Source organism: Bacillus sp. FAU20 (assembly GCF_056033865.1).
This window is the reverse complement of the sequence record NZ_JBVYHY010000026.1, coordinates 643,222-660,877: the sequence shown is the minus strand read 5'-3', so window position 1 is coordinate 660,877 and position 17,656 is coordinate 643,222. Positions and strand designations below refer to the sequence as shown.

General features: G+C 31.1%; 16 protein-coding genes and 4 pseudogenes. 7 read left to right on the top strand and 13 right to left on the bottom strand.

Annotated features, from left to right (window positions below; genetic code table 11):
- Positions 1 to 155: 155 nt before the first annotated feature.
- Together AC0OM3_RS25185 and AC0OM3_RS25180 are read right to left on the bottom strand one after the other, a co-directional pair.
- Positions 156 to 659, bottom strand: a complete 504-nt coding sequence (locus AC0OM3_RS25185; RefSeq protein ID WP_046946283.1) for a DUF3902 family protein — start codon at positions 657 to 659, stop codon at positions 156 to 158.
- A gap of 90 nt (positions 660 to 749) precedes the next feature.
- Positions 750 to 928: pseudogene (locus tag AC0OM3_RS25180) on the bottom strand (D-serine ammonia-lyase); the annotation flags it as partial.
- A gap of 164 nt (positions 929 to 1,092) precedes the next feature.
- Between AC0OM3_RS25180 and AC0OM3_RS25175 the strand changes: the two are divergent.
- Positions 1,093 to 1,647, top strand: a complete 555-nt coding sequence (locus tag AC0OM3_RS25175) for a helix-turn-helix domain-containing protein (protein ID WP_474213184.1) — start codon at positions 1,093 to 1,095, stop codon at positions 1,645 to 1,647.
- A gap of 135 nt (positions 1,648 to 1,782) precedes the next feature.
- On the opposite strand, the gene AC0OM3_RS25170 is transcribed toward AC0OM3_RS25175, so the two are convergent.
- Positions 1,783 to 3,201: an S-layer homology domain-containing protein gene (locus AC0OM3_RS25170; protein ID WP_000680973.1), complete on the bottom strand. Its 1,419-nt coding sequence runs from the start codon at positions 3,199 to 3,201 to the stop codon at positions 1,783 to 1,785.
- 651 nt (positions 3,202 to 3,852) lie between these two features.
- Between AC0OM3_RS25170 and AC0OM3_RS25165 the strand changes: the two genes are divergently transcribed.
- The 5 genes and pseudogenes from AC0OM3_RS25165 to AC0OM3_RS25145 all read left to right on the top strand — a co-directional run bounded on the left by AC0OM3_RS25165 (position 3,853) and on the right by AC0OM3_RS25145 (position 6,305).
- On the top strand, positions 3,853 to 4,125 hold the full coding sequence (locus tag AC0OM3_RS25165; protein WP_033690113.1) for a TIGR04197 family type VII secretion effector: 273 nt from the start codon (positions 3,853 to 3,855) through the stop codon (positions 4,123 to 4,125).
- A 68-nt stretch (positions 4,126 to 4,193) separates the two neighbouring features.
- A pseudogene (locus AC0OM3_RS25160) lies at positions 4,194 to 4,493 on the top strand (DUF3958 family protein); the annotation flags it as partial.
- Positions 4,448 to 4,615, top strand: a complete 168-nt coding sequence (locus AC0OM3_RS25155; RefSeq protein ID WP_474213218.1) for an EndoU domain-containing protein — start codon at positions 4,448 to 4,450, stop codon at positions 4,613 to 4,615. The pseudogene AC0OM3_RS25160 and the gene AC0OM3_RS25155, both read left to right, overlap by 46 nt.
- 72 nt (positions 4,616 to 4,687) lie before the next feature.
- The gene (locus AC0OM3_RS25150) at positions 4,688 to 5,029 is read left to right on the top strand and encodes a hypothetical protein (protein ID WP_000878115.1); all 342 of its coding nucleotides are present in this window, start codon (positions 4,688 to 4,690) and stop codon (positions 5,027 to 5,029) included.
- A 1,089-nt stretch (positions 5,030 to 6,118) separates the two neighbouring features.
- Positions 6,119 to 6,305: pseudogene (locus AC0OM3_RS25145) on the top strand (hypothetical protein).
- A gap of 367 nt (positions 6,306 to 6,672) precedes the next feature.
- Here the strand turns inward: AC0OM3_RS25145 and AC0OM3_RS25140 are convergent.
- The gene (locus AC0OM3_RS25140) at positions 6,673 to 7,179 is read right to left on the bottom strand and encodes a GNAT family N-acetyltransferase (RefSeq protein ID WP_000470141.1); all 507 of its coding nucleotides are present in this window, start codon (positions 7,177 to 7,179) and stop codon (positions 6,673 to 6,675) included.
- Positions 7,180 to 7,485: 306 nt separating this feature from the next.
- Complete coding sequence (locus AC0OM3_RS25135) at positions 7,486 to 8,133, bottom strand: lysozyme family protein (protein ID WP_000655728.1); 648 nt, start codon at positions 8,131 to 8,133, stop codon at positions 7,486 to 7,488.
- Between the two features lie 213 nt (positions 8,134 to 8,346).
- Between AC0OM3_RS25135 and AC0OM3_RS25130 the strand changes: the two are divergent.
- Positions 8,347 to 8,469: pseudogene (locus tag AC0OM3_RS25130) on the top strand (vancomycin resistance histidine kinase VanS); the annotation flags it as partial.
- A 108-nt stretch (positions 8,470 to 8,577) separates the two neighbouring features.
- Here the strand turns inward: AC0OM3_RS25130 and AC0OM3_RS25125 are convergent.
- The 8 genes from AC0OM3_RS25125 to AC0OM3_RS25090 form a co-directional block, all read right to left on the bottom strand.
- Entirely contained in the window at positions 8,578 to 8,760 is a 183-nt protein-coding gene (locus AC0OM3_RS25125; RefSeq protein ID WP_003301766.1) for a hypothetical protein, read from the bottom strand.
- Between the two features lie 101 nt (positions 8,761 to 8,861).
- Positions 8,862 to 9,035: a hypothetical protein gene (locus AC0OM3_RS25120; protein ID WP_002164021.1), complete on the bottom strand. Its 174-nt coding sequence runs from the start codon at positions 9,033 to 9,035 to the stop codon at positions 8,862 to 8,864.
- Positions 9,036 to 9,050: 15 nt separating this feature from the next.
- On the bottom strand, positions 9,051 to 9,377 hold the full coding sequence (locus AC0OM3_RS25115) for an HD domain-containing protein (RefSeq protein ID WP_002181547.1): 327 nt from the start codon (positions 9,375 to 9,377) through the stop codon (positions 9,051 to 9,053).
- A 1,071-nt stretch (positions 9,378 to 10,448) separates the two neighbouring features.
- Positions 10,449 to 10,553: a helix-turn-helix domain-containing protein gene (locus tag AC0OM3_RS25110; RefSeq protein ID WP_131251330.1), complete on the bottom strand. Its 105-nt coding sequence runs from the start codon at positions 10,551 to 10,553 to the stop codon at positions 10,449 to 10,451.
- Positions 10,554 to 10,873: 320 nt separating this feature from the next.
- The gene (locus tag AC0OM3_RS25105; protein ID WP_000832856.1) at positions 10,874 to 11,953 is read right to left on the bottom strand and encodes a Ger(x)C family spore germination protein; all 1,080 of its coding nucleotides are present in this window, start codon (positions 11,951 to 11,953) and stop codon (positions 10,874 to 10,876) included.
- Positions 11,954 to 11,955: 2 nt separating this feature from the next.
- On the bottom strand, positions 11,956 to 13,038 hold the full coding sequence (locus AC0OM3_RS25100; protein ID WP_000815829.1) for a GerAB/ArcD/ProY family transporter: 1,083 nt from the start codon (positions 13,036 to 13,038) through the stop codon (positions 11,956 to 11,958).
- Between the two features lie 20 nt (positions 13,039 to 13,058).
- Entirely contained in the window at positions 13,059 to 14,558 is a 1,500-nt protein-coding gene (locus AC0OM3_RS25095; RefSeq protein WP_000802293.1) for a spore germination protein, read from the bottom strand.
- A 360-nt stretch (positions 14,559 to 14,918) separates the two neighbouring features.
- Positions 14,919 to 17,324: a PAS domain S-box protein gene (locus AC0OM3_RS25090; RefSeq protein ID WP_474213183.1), complete on the bottom strand. Its 2,406-nt coding sequence runs from the start codon at positions 17,322 to 17,324 to the stop codon at positions 14,919 to 14,921.
- Positions 17,325 to 17,656 lie beyond the last annotated feature (332 nt).

Sequence of the window (17,656 nt, the reverse complement as noted above, 5' to 3'; positions counted from 1 at the left end):
TTTTTCTTAAGCTTAATTTTCATATTATAATTCTCTTCCTATCTTATTATCCCACTTTATGTTGTTATTTTTATTATTCTATTTGCTTATAGATTCATTAGCTTAACCAAACTCACTTTTGGACTAATCGTTTTAATAATCTATTTAGGTGAAAGTTAGTGGCCTGCACTAGCGTTCATGCCATTTCCTATAATAGTTAGAACCACAGGATATAATACTGGTCCTAAGGTAAGGAAAATGTTTAAAAGTATAATAAATTTATATAGTAAGCTATAATTTTTATCATTTCGATTTACAAATACCAGGACGACCAATGTTATTACAGTAATTAAATGTAGTAATAAGATTATCAACCAATAATACATCATTATAGTAAGATTCCACTTTCCTAATAGTTGGTATGTTATCCCTATTATTATTCCTAATACTGTAACATTAAAGGAAATAAACAAAGTTCTTTTTAGTATTTTAGAAAATGTTTTATAATTCACAGTTTCATTATATAAATCTATTAAAATACTTAAAGATAGATATGCCAGCAATACCCCTACCCAATTCAAGACCCAATCTTGATTTCCCATTAAATTAAACAAAAACGCAATGATCCCTCCTACTGCAAGAATCAAGGAGATCATAATACTATTTAAAGCTGATTTCATAATATTTTCACTTCCTTAAAAATTTTATAATACAGCATTGATGTTTACTCTTAAGTTGTTCTTTACTTATTAGAATTCTTTTCATTCAGAATCTTGTATGGAAATACCATCAAATAATCCGGTCATCATACCTAATAGCATATACGAAGAATGGGGAATTACAGCAAAAAATACATGTACATGATCTTCATACAATAAACATCACCATATCCTACTCCACATAGTAGATATACAAATAGAGGATGAGATTCAGCAACTTTTATTTGCATATGTATTATTCAAACGAGAAGCAGCTGCTGACATATGTACATATGATGTTTTAAAATTAATCATACTTTATTATAATTAAGTATATATTAACAATATATTAAGTATAAGTAAATAAAATTAATTAAAATTTAATTTTATTACTTATTTAAAGGGGGTTACATATATGAACAATATTAATGTTGGTCAAAAAATTATGGCATTTAGAAAAGGTGCCCGATTAACTAGTAAACGTTTAGCAGAGTTAGCTGATATAACACCTTCCATGTTAAGTCAGATTGAGAAAGGAATCACAAATCCATCATTACAAACACTAAAATTAATTTCTGTAGCATTAAATATTCCATTGTTTAATTTTTTCTTAGAGGATACCAATACAGAAGAATTAGTTGTAAGAGCTAACCAAAGAAAAAAAATAACTTTTCCTGAAAGCGGCAATGTTTCGTATGAGCTATTATCTCCTAATCTAGATGGATCACTAGAATTGGCTCTAATGAATCTGTTACCTCAAACTGCTTCATCTATGCAGCCTGTGGCGCATAAAGGGGAAGAAATAGCATTTATTATGGAAGGACAAGTAAAACTACATCTAAATGATGAGGTTTTACTTCTCAATACAGGTGATAGCGTTAAAATCCCACCTTATGCAAAACATAAATGGGAAAACACTTCTTTAAACAAAGTCACTGTTATATTTGGAGTAACCCCACCATCTTTTTAATTTCAAATACTAGCAAAGAAAAGTTAGAGAAAATAATTCTCTAACTTTTCTTGTATAAATAACTTTATTGTAAGAAAGTAAAAAACTTGTCTCATAATTATATGAGATTAAAAGTAGTGAAATATATCTTTTTAATTACATACTTAATTTATTTTTTAATGTCCAGTATTTTTCTCCATTCGCTTCAAAAGAGAATTCTACCCATCCATTTGGATCTTCACGATAAATAAAGATGGTTGTTCCAGGAGTTACTGTACCAACTTTATTCTCCTCGACAGCTACATCTGGTCTACTTTTAATTTTTAAATTAAATGGATAAGGTACCTGATAGTAAGTAGCTGATGATACAACATTTGAGCTTGAACCGTTTGCATACATTTTATACGGAATTTCATTAGATAACGCGTCGACATCTAATGTTTCAGCATTCTTTGGTAATTTTTTTGCATATGTATAGTCTTCTGCACGAAACGGTTTAATACGTTCCATAATACCCGCAATTTTTTTAGCCCAGCCTTTATCTGATGCATATTTCACGTTCATGCCAGTTAATGTTGGCCCGTTATAATACATACCACTTTCTTCTAAATATCTTTCTCGTACATAATTAGCGTTATAAGCAATACTATCGCCGTAGCTTGGTAAATATTTCGCATATTTAAACGGATCTCCATCATATGCACGTAGACCGAATAAATTATGTTTTTGATATGCGATTTCTGATTTTCCGTATCCAGATTCTAAAATCGCATGCGCCGCTAAATAATGAGCACTCACGCCATATTGATTTTGCGCATTGATAAAATCTTGCCCATGTCCAACTAAGGGACTATCTGAATGATATTTTGCAATAAAACTATCAATCTCTTGAGCTGTAATTTTCGAAGCTACTGTTAAATTTAGATCTTCATATGACGTAGCAGTAATAACCTCTTTTTCATCGTTTAAATTTTGTTGTAACATATCTGTTTTTGCAGTAAGTTGAGCAGCTTCCGCACGTGTTATAAATCTATTTGGTTGCCAACCGTTCTCAGTACCATTAGAAATTTTCAAACCGATTAAAATATTAGCATATTTTTCTCCCCAATGCCCTTTTAAATCTTCAAATTTAACCTGCTCGTTATGATTTGGTGTGCTTTGTAGTTTATATGCATTTACTAGCATCGTAGCCATAGCAGCGCGAGTTACTTTTCCGGATGGATTGAAGATTCCATTACCTTCCCCTTTAACAATACCGGCTTTTTCAGCAGCAGCAATATAAGGAGTAGCCCAGTGGTTTTGTGAATCTGTAAAAGATGGTTTTGCATTAGGATCAATTTGTATCCCTAAAACTTTTGTCATAATTTTTGTAGCCGAAGCTCTGTCTAATGAGTCATTTGAACCAAAAGTTCCATCTGGATAACCATTCAATACCTGTTTATTAACTAAATAATTAACAGATTTATCAGCCCAGGCAGGAACATCAGGGAATTTATGAGTATCTGCTAAAATATTAGAAGAATAGGATAATATAGCTCCTGCAAGGATACCTGTTGCAATTAATTTGTGCTTCATTAAAATAAACACCTCTACCATTGTATTTATCAAATTGAGATTTTCTATTTTTATATTTACATGTTTGTAATAAAAATAAAATCGTATTATCACTCATTCAATTTGATGTAACGAGTATAGTTACTTATATACACAAGTGTCAATGAATTTATTTTACAAAAATGCATAATATTTGCATTGATTTATAATTGACTTATGTATAAATCAGAAAGTTTTATTGCCAAATCTTCATACTTTCCCTCTTATATGCTCTGTTATTTACTCAAGTTCCATTCCTTGGTTGATTTATTTTTATACTGCTCTCCAATAACTCTATTCTGATTTTGTGAATTGCTGCAACAGCAGAGTTAGGGGCTATTTCAAACTCTTTCATTAATTTTTGTATTTCCACAGCTCTACTATCCTTCTAGGCTACAAAATAATTCATTATAAAATGAATTATTTTGTATGAAAGCTAAAATTAGCCTAAATAAATCTAGTGATTTATTGGTATAATCAATATCGTATTCCATTTTATGGATAAACAAATTAATATAAGGCTATGTTTTAAAACATATGAAAATACTGCTAATTTAATATTAAACATAATAAAATACATAGCCCTTTCTTTTTACTATTAAAAAACATATTGAAGTAAGGAGTTATATTATAATGGCAATCTTTCAAAGTAATGTTCTAAAAGCTGAACAAATTGCTACTCAAATGAGATCAGCTTCTGACGCAATTCAAAATGCAACAGGTAAATCAATAACGCACGCAACGCGTACAACTTTAACCGTTAATTCCAAAGCACAGGAAGCAAACCAACAAGCCTTAGAATTAACTAGACAATTTCTTGCTGCCTTTCAGCAATCCATTGACAATATACAGTCTGTAGCAACAGAGTTTGAACGAATGGACAACGAATTACAGAAGAATTTTTAGCTTTTTTAAGAATTTTTCCTTTATCCCTTCTATTAACTTATATATAAGCAAAAAGGTAGGCGGAAAAAATGAATCAAGAAATAGAACAAAAAATGAAGGTCTTGAGTCGAAATCTAATGAATCTATCCGAGGAACAATACCAAAATCAACGCGCAATACAAATACAAGAACAAGCAGAAGCAGACTTTCAAGAATTAAAAATACGCAGCCATCGCTTTTTTCATCGTATTTTAGAAACATGGCATGGTGATAAAGAACTCTTTCGCTTTTTTACCAATATACAATTAGACACTCAACAAATTGAAAGAAGCCTTTCTTATAAATTAGAAGAACAAAAGGAAATATTAATTCAAGAAAAACAAAAAATGCGCTTTCTTCATTTTTCCCTAAGGATTGGGATAGAGTACAGATACTTGATTCTATCAAAGAAGCATACGATAATAAGATTCAAGTCGATACAGTTAGATATGTAGGACAAACATCCCACTGATTTAAAGTAGAAATGATTATACAAAATAATGAGATAATAACAGCATATCCTGTTTATACTAGGAGGTAAAAAATGAAATATACATACGAATTTTATCGTGATGGGCTTGGCGGATTAAGAATACGTTTGCCAAAAGAAATTTCTATAATTTCTCATTTCTTGGAAGATATTTTAGATGATGAAGCAGATGAGTATATACAAATTTTAGATAATGTAGTAGACAAAAAAGTTCCGCAATATGAAATAGAAGGGAACGTAGCAGCAGTCTACATTGAACCTAATTACACCAGTGCTATTAACTTATTTATGAGTGCTCCAAATAACCAATGTAAAATTGAGACCTCTGAATTTAGAAAACTACTTGTGTTGTGGCGAGATACAGTAGTAGCAGAAGGGAAAGATATAGAAGTATAAAAGAAAACTACCTTCTGTGATATTTAGATCATAGATGCTAAACTCAATAAAATCAAAGGTAGGGATATAAAAGATTTTACAATTAAGATGCTGCACTTAATATTGTTAACAATTATTTTTGCTTATCCCTCATTAAATGTAAACTACCACCCTTAACCTCCCATGTTTTTCCGGTACAAGAATAAAATGTTAAAAACAGTTTTAAAATGAGTTTCTTTTTCACCTTGTAAGCTGTAGAGCTTTCATATATTCCCCTTTTCTTTCAAGGGCCTTTTTTGCATCCTCAGCCGTTAATGCAAAATCTACTGCACTGTTCTGTAATAACTCCTTATTAGCTTACCTGAAGAAATCTCTTAGTTGTTAATTTGCCAACCTTTCTTGTTTACTATTAATCAATTAAAAAAAGAATTTTTTGTTTAAGAGCTACTTTAAAATCTTAAGTTGATGGATGTGTGAACGTACCGCTACTAAAATTCTTGCTTTTAAATGATTATTACTATATTATATTTATGTATCAATATAAGGATTATGGTATATAAAAAGGAATCAAATCTATAAGTAAGAATTAAATCCTTTTCAAAATCAAAAAGACTTTACCAAAGTCTAATATAATTTATGCTTGTCTTTTTAATATGTATCTAGTAAAAACATATTTTTTATCAATAGAATTCTGTTTTCAATATAAATTGAAACTTTTAAAAGACGTTTATTTAGTTTCAATGATAGTGATTAGTGTTCTAAACAAGGAACCATGCAAAGTGATCTGAAAAACCTGAGAGGTATTGTATCTAGTTTGCTCATCTCCAGATACTACAATAAAAGAGCCTTACCTCTCTAGGCAAGACTCTACTAGTTTAGTTGTATGACATTTACATGATAACTAAGAAACAGAAAACATATAACACCAAATAGCAGCACCCTATTATTCCTCCTACAGCTAATACCTGTTTAACCCAACTCTTAAATTTTTGATTACTGTAAATCGCTTGCACTCTTTCCATATTTCCTCCTATTAAGGAGAACCTTTAAAGACTCTCACCTCGCTATAGTACCATTAAAAAATGAATAATAGAGATCTAATGTATAAATATGCAATATTGCATACGAAAATGTATTGTTTTAATTGTAAGCGCTTACTATAATAATGTTATAAAGATTTATCACATCTTAATACGAAAAAAGAGGAGAGAATAATATGGAAATCGCAATGGCAGTTTTAAAATTTATAGGTGGAGCTATCCCATTAATTCAAGAACTTCTAAAAGCATTTATGTAAATTCACTATTTAGCAATTATTTATAAAAATTATCATACAAATGATCTGTCTATCAAAAATAAATTGATTTACAGATCATTTGCGTGATCAAGGTCCCTTTAACATGATTAAGGGGATTTTTTAAAATTTTTAAATAATTAAGGTTACGTCACATCACCATCAAGTTAGCAAAATAAAATGAAACTTTAACTTGATGATGATGGGGTAACAGTTGTGATTTAGAGATAAGATCAGATTATACAAAGTTTTGCACGTCAGCGATACCGGAAATAGACTTCGCCTTTAGTAGCAAGAATCCCCACGAAAGATAGTCAAACTTGCCTCTTTAGGAATAAGAGTGTCAATTTAAATAATGCATTCTGAAACACTACTCTTCTTCTAAAATAGCGTAATAATATTCATCCCACCATTCATTCCCATGTGGTATACACTTCCTAAAATAACCTTCCCTTCTCATTCCAATCTTCTCCATCACTCGATATGATGGAATATTTTGTGGCTGACATGTAGCTATAATCCTATGTAATTTCATTTCCTTAAAGCCATATTTCAGTGTAGCTTGTGCTGCTTCAGAAGCATATCCTTTATTGAAGTATTTTGAATTGAACACCCAACCAATCTCATAAGTATGCTCACCAAAATATTTATGAAAAACTATATGACCAATCAGAATATCCCTATCTATTAATACTACAGGAAAGTTCTTAGCGTTTTCACCAATGTTTTCATTCACAAAGTTTCTTGTATTTTCTTCAGTAAAAACCCCTTCAGGTATGTACTTCATAACATTGATATCTGATGTATACTCATGAACAGCTGGCCAATCTTTGAACTCAAATTTTCGTATCAATAACCTTTCTGTTTTTATAAACATTTACTTTCCCCCCCTCAAAAAATTACAATTATATTTGAAACCCACATTTAACCCTTAAAACAAAAAGAACTTGTAGGAATCTCTACAAGTTCTTTTTAGTTTAAGGTGAATATAAGGGACAAACAAACTATCTTACAGATTGACCGTAGAAACTTCAAGGGTAATGCTTTGACAAATATATTATATAACAAATATTAACATCTACAGAATTTATTTTTGAAAATTATGTGAATTAATAAATAAAATAGTTTTTTCTTAGCTATTATTGTTAATAACTGACGGTATCATTATATTTCATTCTGCAACTTATTTAGAAGAGCTATGTACATTTTGAAGAAGTTCTTCAATAAGTTTTGTTTTTTCATTTACCTTTGTGGCATATTTGAAATCACCATAACAATATGGATACCTAAAATTATTTTTATTTCCACCACAAGTGTACATTGCTGGATTTTGATCAACTTTCATCTTAGAAAATTTTTTGGCCGAATCCTCCGAGTGTTGTTTAATTTCTTGACTAGCAATAAAATCAATATACCCTGGCCCCATATTATAGCTTTGAATAATTGTATCCATGCTAACATCTTTTTCCGTTCCATACTTGTACATTTTAGCAAAGTGCTTTACCCCTTGTTTAATGCTCAAGCTTGTCTCTTGAATTTCATTTGGCTTTAATCCAAGTGATTCGGATGACTGCATAGGGTCGTTTCCCTCACCTCTACTCTCTTGATACATAATTCCTAATAAAATTGGTGTTTTCTCTCCTAAATTATATTTTTCTAATTCTTTTTTTAAGGTAGACTCATATTGCAATACACGTTTTTCGGTGGCTAGCGCTTTATTTTGTTGAATATTGGTTTTATGATTAAAATATAGCATTCCAAGTATTGTTCCTAAACCTAAAATACTAATAAGGAACACTTTTATAATTTGTTTTTTACTTGTATCCTTCATATATTCCTCCTCGTATAAGAAATTCAATTTTTTCAAAGGTAATTGGTTATACATAAACTATGTAATGAACATCTATCTCCCACCCTTTTAGACTTATACATCAATACTTTAAGGTTTCAAGTTTAATATAAAAATTTAAAGATAAGGTAAAGATAAGATAAAGATAAAATAAAGGGTATTTTTTAGCCTACTTTAAAAGATATTGCTACAAAGGGATATGTGGGACAATTTGTTGATATGAATGGATTTAGTGATAATTGAAAAGTTATTGTACAAGTTATTAATTATGGAGATATCATTCCAAAAGAATTAACCTATCTTTTCAATATGCTTTATATAAAAACTACAACGTAACATATAATAAAAAACGGTAAACCCTCCACCTAGGAGAATCCACCATCACAAATAACTGATTATTTTACACCTAGTTTTTCTTTTGCTTTCTTAGAGAGCTCGTCTTTCTGGAATTCTATATCCCAGACTTCCTTGTAACGTTTTTACCCATGTTCTCGATGGGTGATGATCACTTGATAACGACCTTGCATGAATAGCATCTTTATAAAGGAATGTATTTTCACCATCTAACTTTTCTAGTGCGACCACATCTTGAGTTTCAAATACGTCCATATTTTGTAGAACACGGTCATCACTTGTTACCCTTATCGTACCCCTATCGACCAAGGAACGTGCAATATTCGTGGATATTTTACAAGCTTTTTTTCACCTCTCTACTTCGCAAATGCATCTGCATCTCGGAAAAAATATAATTTCGTAATCATCTCATCACCGCAGTAATGATAGATTTCACGTGCTGCCTCTTTCCCCCCATGTAACACCTTCATATGAAACTCTGTAATCATTAATACTTTCTCAATAAACTCCCACTCGAAACCAAGTTCCATTAAAAAGTGGCAAGCTCAAAGGGTACTATTCATGACCGTAATACGAATAGTACCCTTTGAGCTTTTTAAATACACAGCAAACGGTTTACCTGTATCATGGAGTGCTGCAGCACTTTGCAGAAGAAATAAATCTTCCCCTACATAATTCTCTGTTAAATGAGCGTATACCATATATGTGTGCTGACATAATGGTAAGGAATGATAGGGGTTTCCTTGATCATATTGAAACATATCAGAAAAGAACGGGATGTTCTTCATGACAAATTGAACACCACACCCATGCGTCCCCTCCTGGTTCACCATTACAGTTTGCTGTAAGTCCCGCTTTACTTGTTCGTTCATGGTTTCTTGTAGTTCGAATAAGACGATACATAATCCGCTCTGGTTTTATGTAATCTATTGGCTTGAATCGTTACTTAAATATAAAGGGTGTCTCGTTAACACATCCTTTTTTTCCTAAGGTAGTGTAAATGGTAACCTCTGAATAATTCATGAATATCTTTATACCGATTATGAAATTTATAATTTTCTCCCCAAGCAGCAATCAACCTATTTTCCATTAAAGTTTTTCTTTCCAATATTTCATCTAACTTCGTACGATTAATTACTTCCTGTAGTAGTCTTTCTACTGTATCTGCTTTTATCTCATTTGGTTTTCTCAATATTTTTTACTTCTATTTTTTGATTGTTATGACTGGCACTTGCTCAGTTTCGGAAATTTCACTGTAACCATAATAAAGTAGAAAAAACAATAAAATCATTGTCCAAATAAATATAAACACTTTATAACTATACTTCATATGAAAAACCTCATTTTCCCTATATAAGTGAATGTACATACACCTTATAAATCCAATTACATAAATTATCGGATATTTTAGTTGTAGAGAATCATTAAGTATTAGAAATTGTTATTCATAAACATATCCAAGAAATCTTCAAAAAATATCATCTAGGCATTTTAACATTTCATAAAAATGCACAGATAATATTTTTACGTTTAGCTAAGTAATGCTTATTATGTAATAAATCCTTATCTCTATTTCACCTTAATGTTTATATGTACAAGAGTCTGTGTAGCAACTAGGCTGTACTTTAAATATGTACTAAATTGTGTGTGGGAAAGGAAGCACATTGTATTTAAAGTTGTTACTTTAACCCCCTTAATTAGTTGGTAGTCTTCTTCATTCAGACAGAAAGGAAATTTAAAGTGTGCACGTATTTTTACTCAGACTCTTTACTACACACACTCCTATACACATAAAAACATCTATAGTTTTTTGTAACAATACAAAAATTACAAGAAACAAAACAGAAATATTTTTAACACTGAGTAATAATTTTGTAACACAACTGTAACATACTGCATTTAATCGTACAATACTTTTTTAACTAATTATCAACAAATTTCTGTTAATATCGTTCAAATTTAATAATGTTCCCATATAGTATTACAATTAGAGTTGCTTGTGTTTTATTTGGATAGATACGAGAGTTATATGCTTTATTAATTATCATTCATTTCAGTTCCATTTCGGCATGTGTCTTTTATACAATAAACATATATTTGAAAGACAGTGGAGTAACATTTTATGTATGTCCAACAAATAAGATAGCTTCCTGGGGACGTCATACATTGTCATCAATCTAAAGCTTATGAAGTTATACGTGATGGAATGCTAATGTTTACCATAGGTGATATTGGCTATAAAAGTATAAAAACTATTAACAAAGCATCTTAATGTTTATGAAATACTTTGTTAATAGTTTCTCTTCTCCCTAATCTCCTGCGAGACTATATTTTTTTATTGAAATTTTCCATATCTTATTTGATTTATTTATTCTGTAACACCAGATTGGGTTACTGTTACATCAGCTGTTACACGAAAACGTAAATGTTTATAGGATTCTTCCCATTCTTGACTGTTCCATTTTCTTACGTGAGTTCTACCAAGCTTCCTAAGTCCTATAGGATCTGTGTCTTTTTTAATAAATCTCTTTATCAATGTAGTTGCCTTTTTTTCTATTTCTGTTTCCATAATTTTTTCTAATTTTTTTATTTCTTTAGGATTATCTAGATTTTTTGTTTTTGTAAATTCTTGAATTTCAGCTTTAACTTGAATATGAGCATTTACGAATGGATGCTTACTATTCCCCTCCATCTTATATTTTGTTCTAGCTTTTATATTCTCTATCGTGGCGTAAGTATTTGAAGAACCAGGTAATTTGAATTGGTATGTACCTTGTTTAAAATTATCTGTCAACAATTTAAATACAAATAAATCTTTAGGGTTCACTTTATCAACCATTTTACATCTTTTAAAAAGTGCTATTCCATTTAACTCCAACACGTTACCTTTTTTAGATATCATCGGTAAATATGAATCTCTCGCATCATCATTAAGTTGGTTTAAAAACATAAAAAAATTTGTTTTTGGCTGCGTTCCGTTGTCCATATTTTGCTCCAGTAAAGAGGATAGATAGGAAGAAATTTCTTTTTCTTTAGAATAGTTCCCCTTTAATAGTGATTCCCCTTTTACATTTGTAATTGCTAAATAAATTGCATTTCCTACACTAGGATTTCGGTTCAAAGTCTCTAAAATTTCCTGCATTCCCTTTTCAATTATTTTTTCATTAAATATAATCACACGCAATTGACCCAACTCTAGAGGTCCAGAAGATTTTTCGGATGCTCTTGCAAGAACTTCTCTACCAGTCTGGCCTGATGCTGAATAGATTTTCGTTTCACCTTCCCCCCCTCCTTTATAAGCTGAAATCGCAAAGGTTCCTTTTAGCTTACCTTCTGCTTCAGTATCATATGCCGCAACTTGAACTAAATCAATGTCATCCACAATTTTCGTTTTAGCACAACCTATTAAGAAGACACTTACTATAATGAAAAGTATCCATCGCTTCATGTTTATCTCCTTAACTTTATTTTGGCGGTTTGAATTAGCCATAGTACAGGTAAGTATACATATATATATATAAAGCCAATTTGACCTGTCCAAGTATTTAATAAGTTAATTTTATTACGGTTATTCAAGAAAAATGATAAAACGAAGATGAATACGATGATAACTGGCAAAACATATTTTTGCTTTATCCCCAGCGCCTCTTTTATACCACGACTTACTCCCCACAATGTAAAGGAAACGTTAGGTAATATAAAAAAAGCCCAAACAGAAACAATAATGTATTCAAACCGCTCTATAAAGGGAAATTGTATAATTTTAATCATACTTAAATATGCCCATATCGCGCTCGCGAGTTGTTTTTCACTAAAAAACGCAAGAGTTAAAATCATAAGGTATGTGTAGACAATAGTCGTTACTAAATTTGCATAGTGCGCATATTTTTGAGACTTTCTTGCCTTTTTAATAAATGGGTAGTACAACAATAACATTTCAAATCCAAAAAAACTAAACATATTTCCTTTCATTCCTTTCATAATTTCTAGGAATGAATGCTGTGCAATTGGAAATAAATTTCGAAAATCTGCATACTGCAAAGGATAAAAAAATGTGAAGATTAGAATGCTTGGGATAACGATTCCAAAGAAGCCAATTCCGGCAACTACACGAAATCCTCCAGTCACAATGTAATAACATAAGCCTAAAAAAGCCCCAGCTATAACCCAAGATGAAATGGAAGGAAACATCCAAACATGTACTACTTCGATATAAGTATGTAGTGTTGTTGCACCTAACAATACAATATAGGATAAAAAAATGAAGTTGAACAATCCACCAATCCATTTTCCAAGTACGTCTTGATTGATTGCAATGATGTCTCCATTACCCTGATTTAAAATCTGATATATGATCCAAATCATAAGATTAACAGATATTCCAAAAAGTAGCGTACTAATCCACGCATCATTTCCAACTAATTTTGCACTAATCCTTTCAAAACCAAGCATACCAACCCCCATCTGTATAGTAATAATTAAAAAAAACACCATATATGGAGAGACTTGATACTCAATTGGGACCTGTTTCATAATGCTCCTCCCTGTTAATTTCAATCATCAAAATCATTTCGTGATTTGATTTTATTTTTCTCTACCTCTTCTGGATTAAAACGAAAACGCTGTTTAGATCTTGAAAAAATTGGGCGTCGGAACATCGCTGAGATTGGCAAACGGATAATGCTGTCTTTCCAATCTGTAGGGCGTGTAGGATAAAAAGGAAACAAATAAGGACGTCTTAATGATTCTGTACGTAATAAGCGTGCTAAAAGTAAAGAACTTGTTAAAACAATTCCTAATAAGCCCAACAGGTGTGCAGCTATTATAAAAGGAAAACGAATTACTCGAATTGTATTACCAATTCGATATATTGGTGCTGTAAATGAACTAAGAGCTGAAAGTGCAACAATGATAATAAGTACGTTACTTGTAAGACTTGCCTCTACCGATGCTTGTCCAATAACAATACCCCCTACTATACCGACAGTTAGACCCACTTTAGTTGGTAAACGTGTCCCCGCTTCTCTCAGTAATTCAATCGTTATTTCTAAAAAAAGTGCTTCAATGACTGGAGGAAAAGGTACTTTACTTCTCGATATAATCAACGTTTCAAGAAGTTCTTTTGGAATTAGCTCATAATGATATGTTAAGATCGAAACATATAATGGAGTCGTTAAAACAGAAAAGATAAAAGCAAAAATCCTTAACAGTCGAAAAAATGAGGCCATAATCCAAGGCATGGTGTAATCTTCTGTCGTAGAAAAAAAGTCAATTAATGTTGTTGGAAGAGTGATAGCATAAGGCGAGCCATCTACAAAAAGTGCAATTTTCCCTTCTGCTAATACAGCTGCCACACGGTCCGGACGTTCTGTATTCAAAAATTGAGGGAATATAGAATTCGGGTTGTCTGCAATTAACTGAATCAAATACGTGCTATCCAAAACGTGGTCTGTTTTTATTAGACTCACCCGTTTTATAATTTCTTGTAGATTTTGATCATTTACAATTCCCTCAATATATACAATCGCAACGGTTGTGTTAGATAGCGCGCCTACTTTCAATTCCTTCATTTGTAAATAAGGTGTTGGAAGCTTTCTACGTACTAAATTTAAGTTTACATCTAAATCTTCAACAAACGCGATTTGTGGACCCACAATATTGTATTCAATTTCAGCTTTTGTAATATCTCTTTTTTCTTTCTTTGCCACATTAATTAACAAGCCATTTAATTTATCTGTATCGAACTGAATAAGTATATAGCCGTTTAAAATACTATCCTGAATATCTTCCATTTGATTTGTTATTTTTGAATTTTCAAAGGGTAAGACAGACCGAATATCTTGTAATGAATCGAAGCTCTTCTCTTTTATATAAGTTAAAACCTCTTCATGAAATATATTTACATCGATTAAGGTTCTAAAATATGAAATGACTATAGAGGATTTGTTTGAAGCGATCTCCAACGTTATAAAATCTTTAGATTTTTTTAGTAATTGCATTAATTCCTGCAAAGATTTTATAGAGTGAACAGGTACTTTTTCATGTGGTTTCAATTGATAATACCCTTCCTTTCAAAAAGAACCTATATATAGTTTTTAGAAATTTCTATTTTAAAAATGAGGGATATTTATATGTCAATATGCTCATTAAAAATAATACCTTTTTAACTAACTTAACCAAAATTAGTTAAAAAATGTATTACGAGTAAAAATTTGAAATGTCCCCAAGAAAAATTACAATATTAAAAACATCCTTTCTTTTGGTTCTAAAGAAAGGATGTTTTTATAACAGGCTTTTTCAAGTGTCTATTCTATAGGGTACATTTACCAGTGTTCTTCTCTTTATTATTTCATTAAGTAACATTAGCATTACATTCTGTATGGTTTCTTAAAAAATTTCAGTAAGAGAATATCTTAATTTTGAAGTGTACAAATAGGGAGAGTGACTTCAACTATAGTCCCCTTATTCATTTCACTCTCAATAAATATCTTTCCCTGATGTGTTTCAATGATTTTATAACAGATCATTAACCCTAAGCCAATCCCCTCTTCTTTAATACTATAAAAAGGTTCTCCGAGGTATGGTATACGTTCTTTTGGAATCCCACACCCTTCGTCGATAAAACGAATGCTTACTTGATTATTATCAAGTATATTTAATTGAATGAGAATTTCTCCTCCCATCGGCATAGATTCAATTGCATTTTTTAATATATTAACAAATACTTGTTTTAATTGATTTCCTTCACATGAAATCAATGGAATACCAGGGTTAAGATCGATTCTAAATTTTATATTATGCATCATTGCTTGAGGTTGTAGTAGCATTAAAACTTGATCCATTAGCACACTAATGTCATTATGTTGTATTTTTACCACCTGTGGTTTGGCTACCGCCATAAATTCAGTTGTAATGCTCTCTATACGCTCAATCTCTGATGATACTATATTAATATAACCCTGATTATTCTCATTTTCTGTTGATTTTAGTAATTGCATGAACCCTTTCATTGCAGTTAATGGATTATTAATCTCATGAGCCATTGCAGTCGCTAATTGTCCTACAACAGCAAGTTTTTCAGATTTTCGTAATAATTCTTCTGTTTTTAGCCGTTCAGTGATATCACGAGAAATACTTAGGAAAACCTTTTTACCATTTAAGTTAAAAACACGAACACTAAACTCAGTTGTTATTACTTTTCCTGTTGGAAAAACATATTCATCTTGCAAAGTGAAGGAAGTTTGTCCCTTTTTAATTTTTTCTAATAGCCTTACGATCATTTGAGAATCTTGTGGTACTATATTTGAAAATGATAATGAGAGCAACTCTTCTCTACTATATCCAAATCTTCTACACCCAACAGGGTTCACCTCAATAAATCGACTTGGAGCATTATCTTCATTCAGCTCTACTACATATACCGCATCAGTTGCTTGTTCGATTAGTGCACGGTACTTCATTTCACTATCTCTTAATTGCCGGTGTAATCGATGCCGTTCTCTTTCTGCTTGTTTTCTTTCAGAGATGTCTCTACATATTGCTGATAAAGCTATCACATTTCCTCTTACATCTAGTATAGGAGAAACTGTCAGACTAACATCAAGAAGACTCCCATCGCTCCTTTGTCTAACAGTTTCTAATTTAGTAAACACAGATTCACCTGTTAGAATTTTCTGAATATTTTTGAGCGATTCTTCCATTAAAAAATCTGGTACACAAGGTAATCTCTTACCTATGATTTCTTGTGATGACCACCCAAATATCTTTTCATAAGCTTTATTGGCTTGTAAAATATGCCCTTCTCGATCAGAAATGGTAATAGCATCTAGATTGTGCTTTATAAATGATTCCAATAATTCTTTGGTAGCGCTTAATTCTGATTCTACCTTTTTCCTTTCGGTTATATCAACTGTAGAACCAACAACTTCAATAACTTGTCCATTTCGTTTAATTGGCCTAAGCGCAATAAGAATAATAGTTTTATCATTTGGCCAAGGTAATTCAAATATAATTTCTTTTCCTTCCCATGCCTGAAGATAGTACTTCATCAATTGTGGAACTAAATGTGGAGGAACAATAGAAGCATCAATAGTACGTAAGCTTTTTCCTACCACCTGTTCAGAATAAAATCCGTTTTGATAATAAAACTGTCCATCACATAAAGTGTGTATAAAGTGCTTATCCACTTTTTTAAATTTAAAAATTCCTCCTTGAAGCTCATGTACGGTATCTGCAAGTTCTTGCTTCGATTTTTTTAATTCTCGATTCATTTTAGATAAGTCCTGTGTTAAATAATACAATCTCTGGTAGGCTTCCATAAGGAATAGCCCAATTAAAAGTCCTAACGCTATATATAATAGGCCTCCTGTGTAAAGTAATGTAGTATTAAATAATACGCCAACTAACCACTTTATTCCAATAAAAACAGAAAAATATAACGATGCACTTTTAAAAGGACGTAGTTTTTTAAAATAAGTTTTAAAGGTAGAAAATAGAATCCCCATACCTAAATAAGCAATCACAGGAGGTTCCCAATACCCTCCAGTGTAAAAGATACGCATTACAATTATGCTAATTAACGTAATCCAACCAGCAATACGACCAAAGTAAATAAAAGATAGAATAAGAGGAACAACTCGAAGATCGTAGGAAAATCCCATGTATGGAAAAGAAAAGAACATTAACGTAACTGCAATAATCCCTCCATAGAGCTTTTCGAAATATCGACTAGAATTAATTGTAAACACTTGAATAAATATTGCTGCGCTAACTAATAAAGAAAAAATAGAAAGGTTGATGAAATAATCTTTAATAATCATGTAATGTCCCTCCTTGAATTAAGTGTATTCGACAAAAAAGCTAAAAATCCTACAAATTGTATAAACAGTTCAAATGCATAAATTTTAAACTAGGATAAAATCTGGAAACGTAAATAAGGAGCACAGCAGATGAGATATTTTAATGAAAAATAGTTCAAAAAAGATAATAGTAACCGTTGACTACTATTATCTTTTTTCTTTAAGTTATCGTAATACGTATGAAACTCTAAGGGACGTGGTATGTCATTTCATCAAACAATGATTATATGCTGAGTCATGAATATAGAAACTTCAACAGTAATTTTTGAAAAATAACATAAAAAACAAAACTA

Excerpts from the sequence above, each read along its gene's own strand:
- AC0OM3_RS25170 (WP_000680973.1), bottom strand. The coding sequence starts at position 3,201 with ATGAAGCACAAATTAATTGCAACAGGTATCCTTGCAGGAGCTATATTA.
- AC0OM3_RS25175 (WP_474213184.1), top strand. The coding sequence starts at position 1,093 with ATGAACAATATTAATGTTGGTCAAAAAATTATGGCATTTAGAAAAGGT.
- AC0OM3_RS25135 (WP_000655728.1), bottom strand. The coding sequence starts at position 8,133 with ATGAAGGATACAAGTAAAAAACAAATTATAAAAGTGTTCCTTATTAGT.
- AC0OM3_RS25090 (WP_474213183.1), bottom strand. The coding sequence starts at position 17,324 with ATGATTATTAAAGATTATTTCATCAACCTTTCTATTTTTTCTTTATTA.
- AC0OM3_RS25110 (WP_131251330.1), bottom strand. The coding sequence starts at position 10,553 with ATGATAATTAATAAAGCATATAACTCTCGTATCTATCCAAATAAAACA.
- AC0OM3_RS25100 (WP_000815829.1), bottom strand. The coding sequence starts at position 13,038 with ATGAAACAGGTCCCAATTGAGTATCAAGTCTCTCCATATATGGTGTTT.
- AC0OM3_RS25125 (WP_003301766.1), bottom strand. The coding sequence starts at position 8,760 with ATGGACGTATTTGAAACTCAAGATGTGGTCGCACTAGAAAAGTTAGAT.
- AC0OM3_RS25185 (WP_046946283.1), bottom strand. The coding sequence starts at position 659 with ATGAAATCAGCTTTAAATAGTATTATGATCTCCTTGATTCTTGCAGTA.
- AC0OM3_RS25105 (WP_000832856.1), bottom strand. The coding sequence starts at position 11,953 with ATGAAGCGATGGATACTTTTCATTATAGTAAGTGTCTTCTTAATAGGT.
- AC0OM3_RS25150 (WP_000878115.1), top strand. The coding sequence starts at position 4,688 with ATGAAATATACATACGAATTTTATCGTGATGGGCTTGGCGGATTAAGA.
- AC0OM3_RS25115 (WP_002181547.1), bottom strand. The coding sequence starts at position 9,377 with ATGAACGAACAAGTAAAGCGGGACTTACAGCAAACTGTAATGGTGAAC.
- AC0OM3_RS25165 (WP_033690113.1), top strand. The coding sequence starts at position 3,853 with ATGGCAATCTTTCAAAGTAATGTTCTAAAAGCTGAACAAATTGCTACT.
- AC0OM3_RS25140 (WP_000470141.1), bottom strand. The coding sequence starts at position 7,179 with ATGTTTATAAAAACAGAAAGGTTATTGATACGAAAATTTGAGTTCAAA.
- AC0OM3_RS25120 (WP_002164021.1), bottom strand. The coding sequence starts at position 9,035 with ATGGAACTTGGTTTCGAGTGGGAGTTTATTGAGAAAGTATTAATGATT.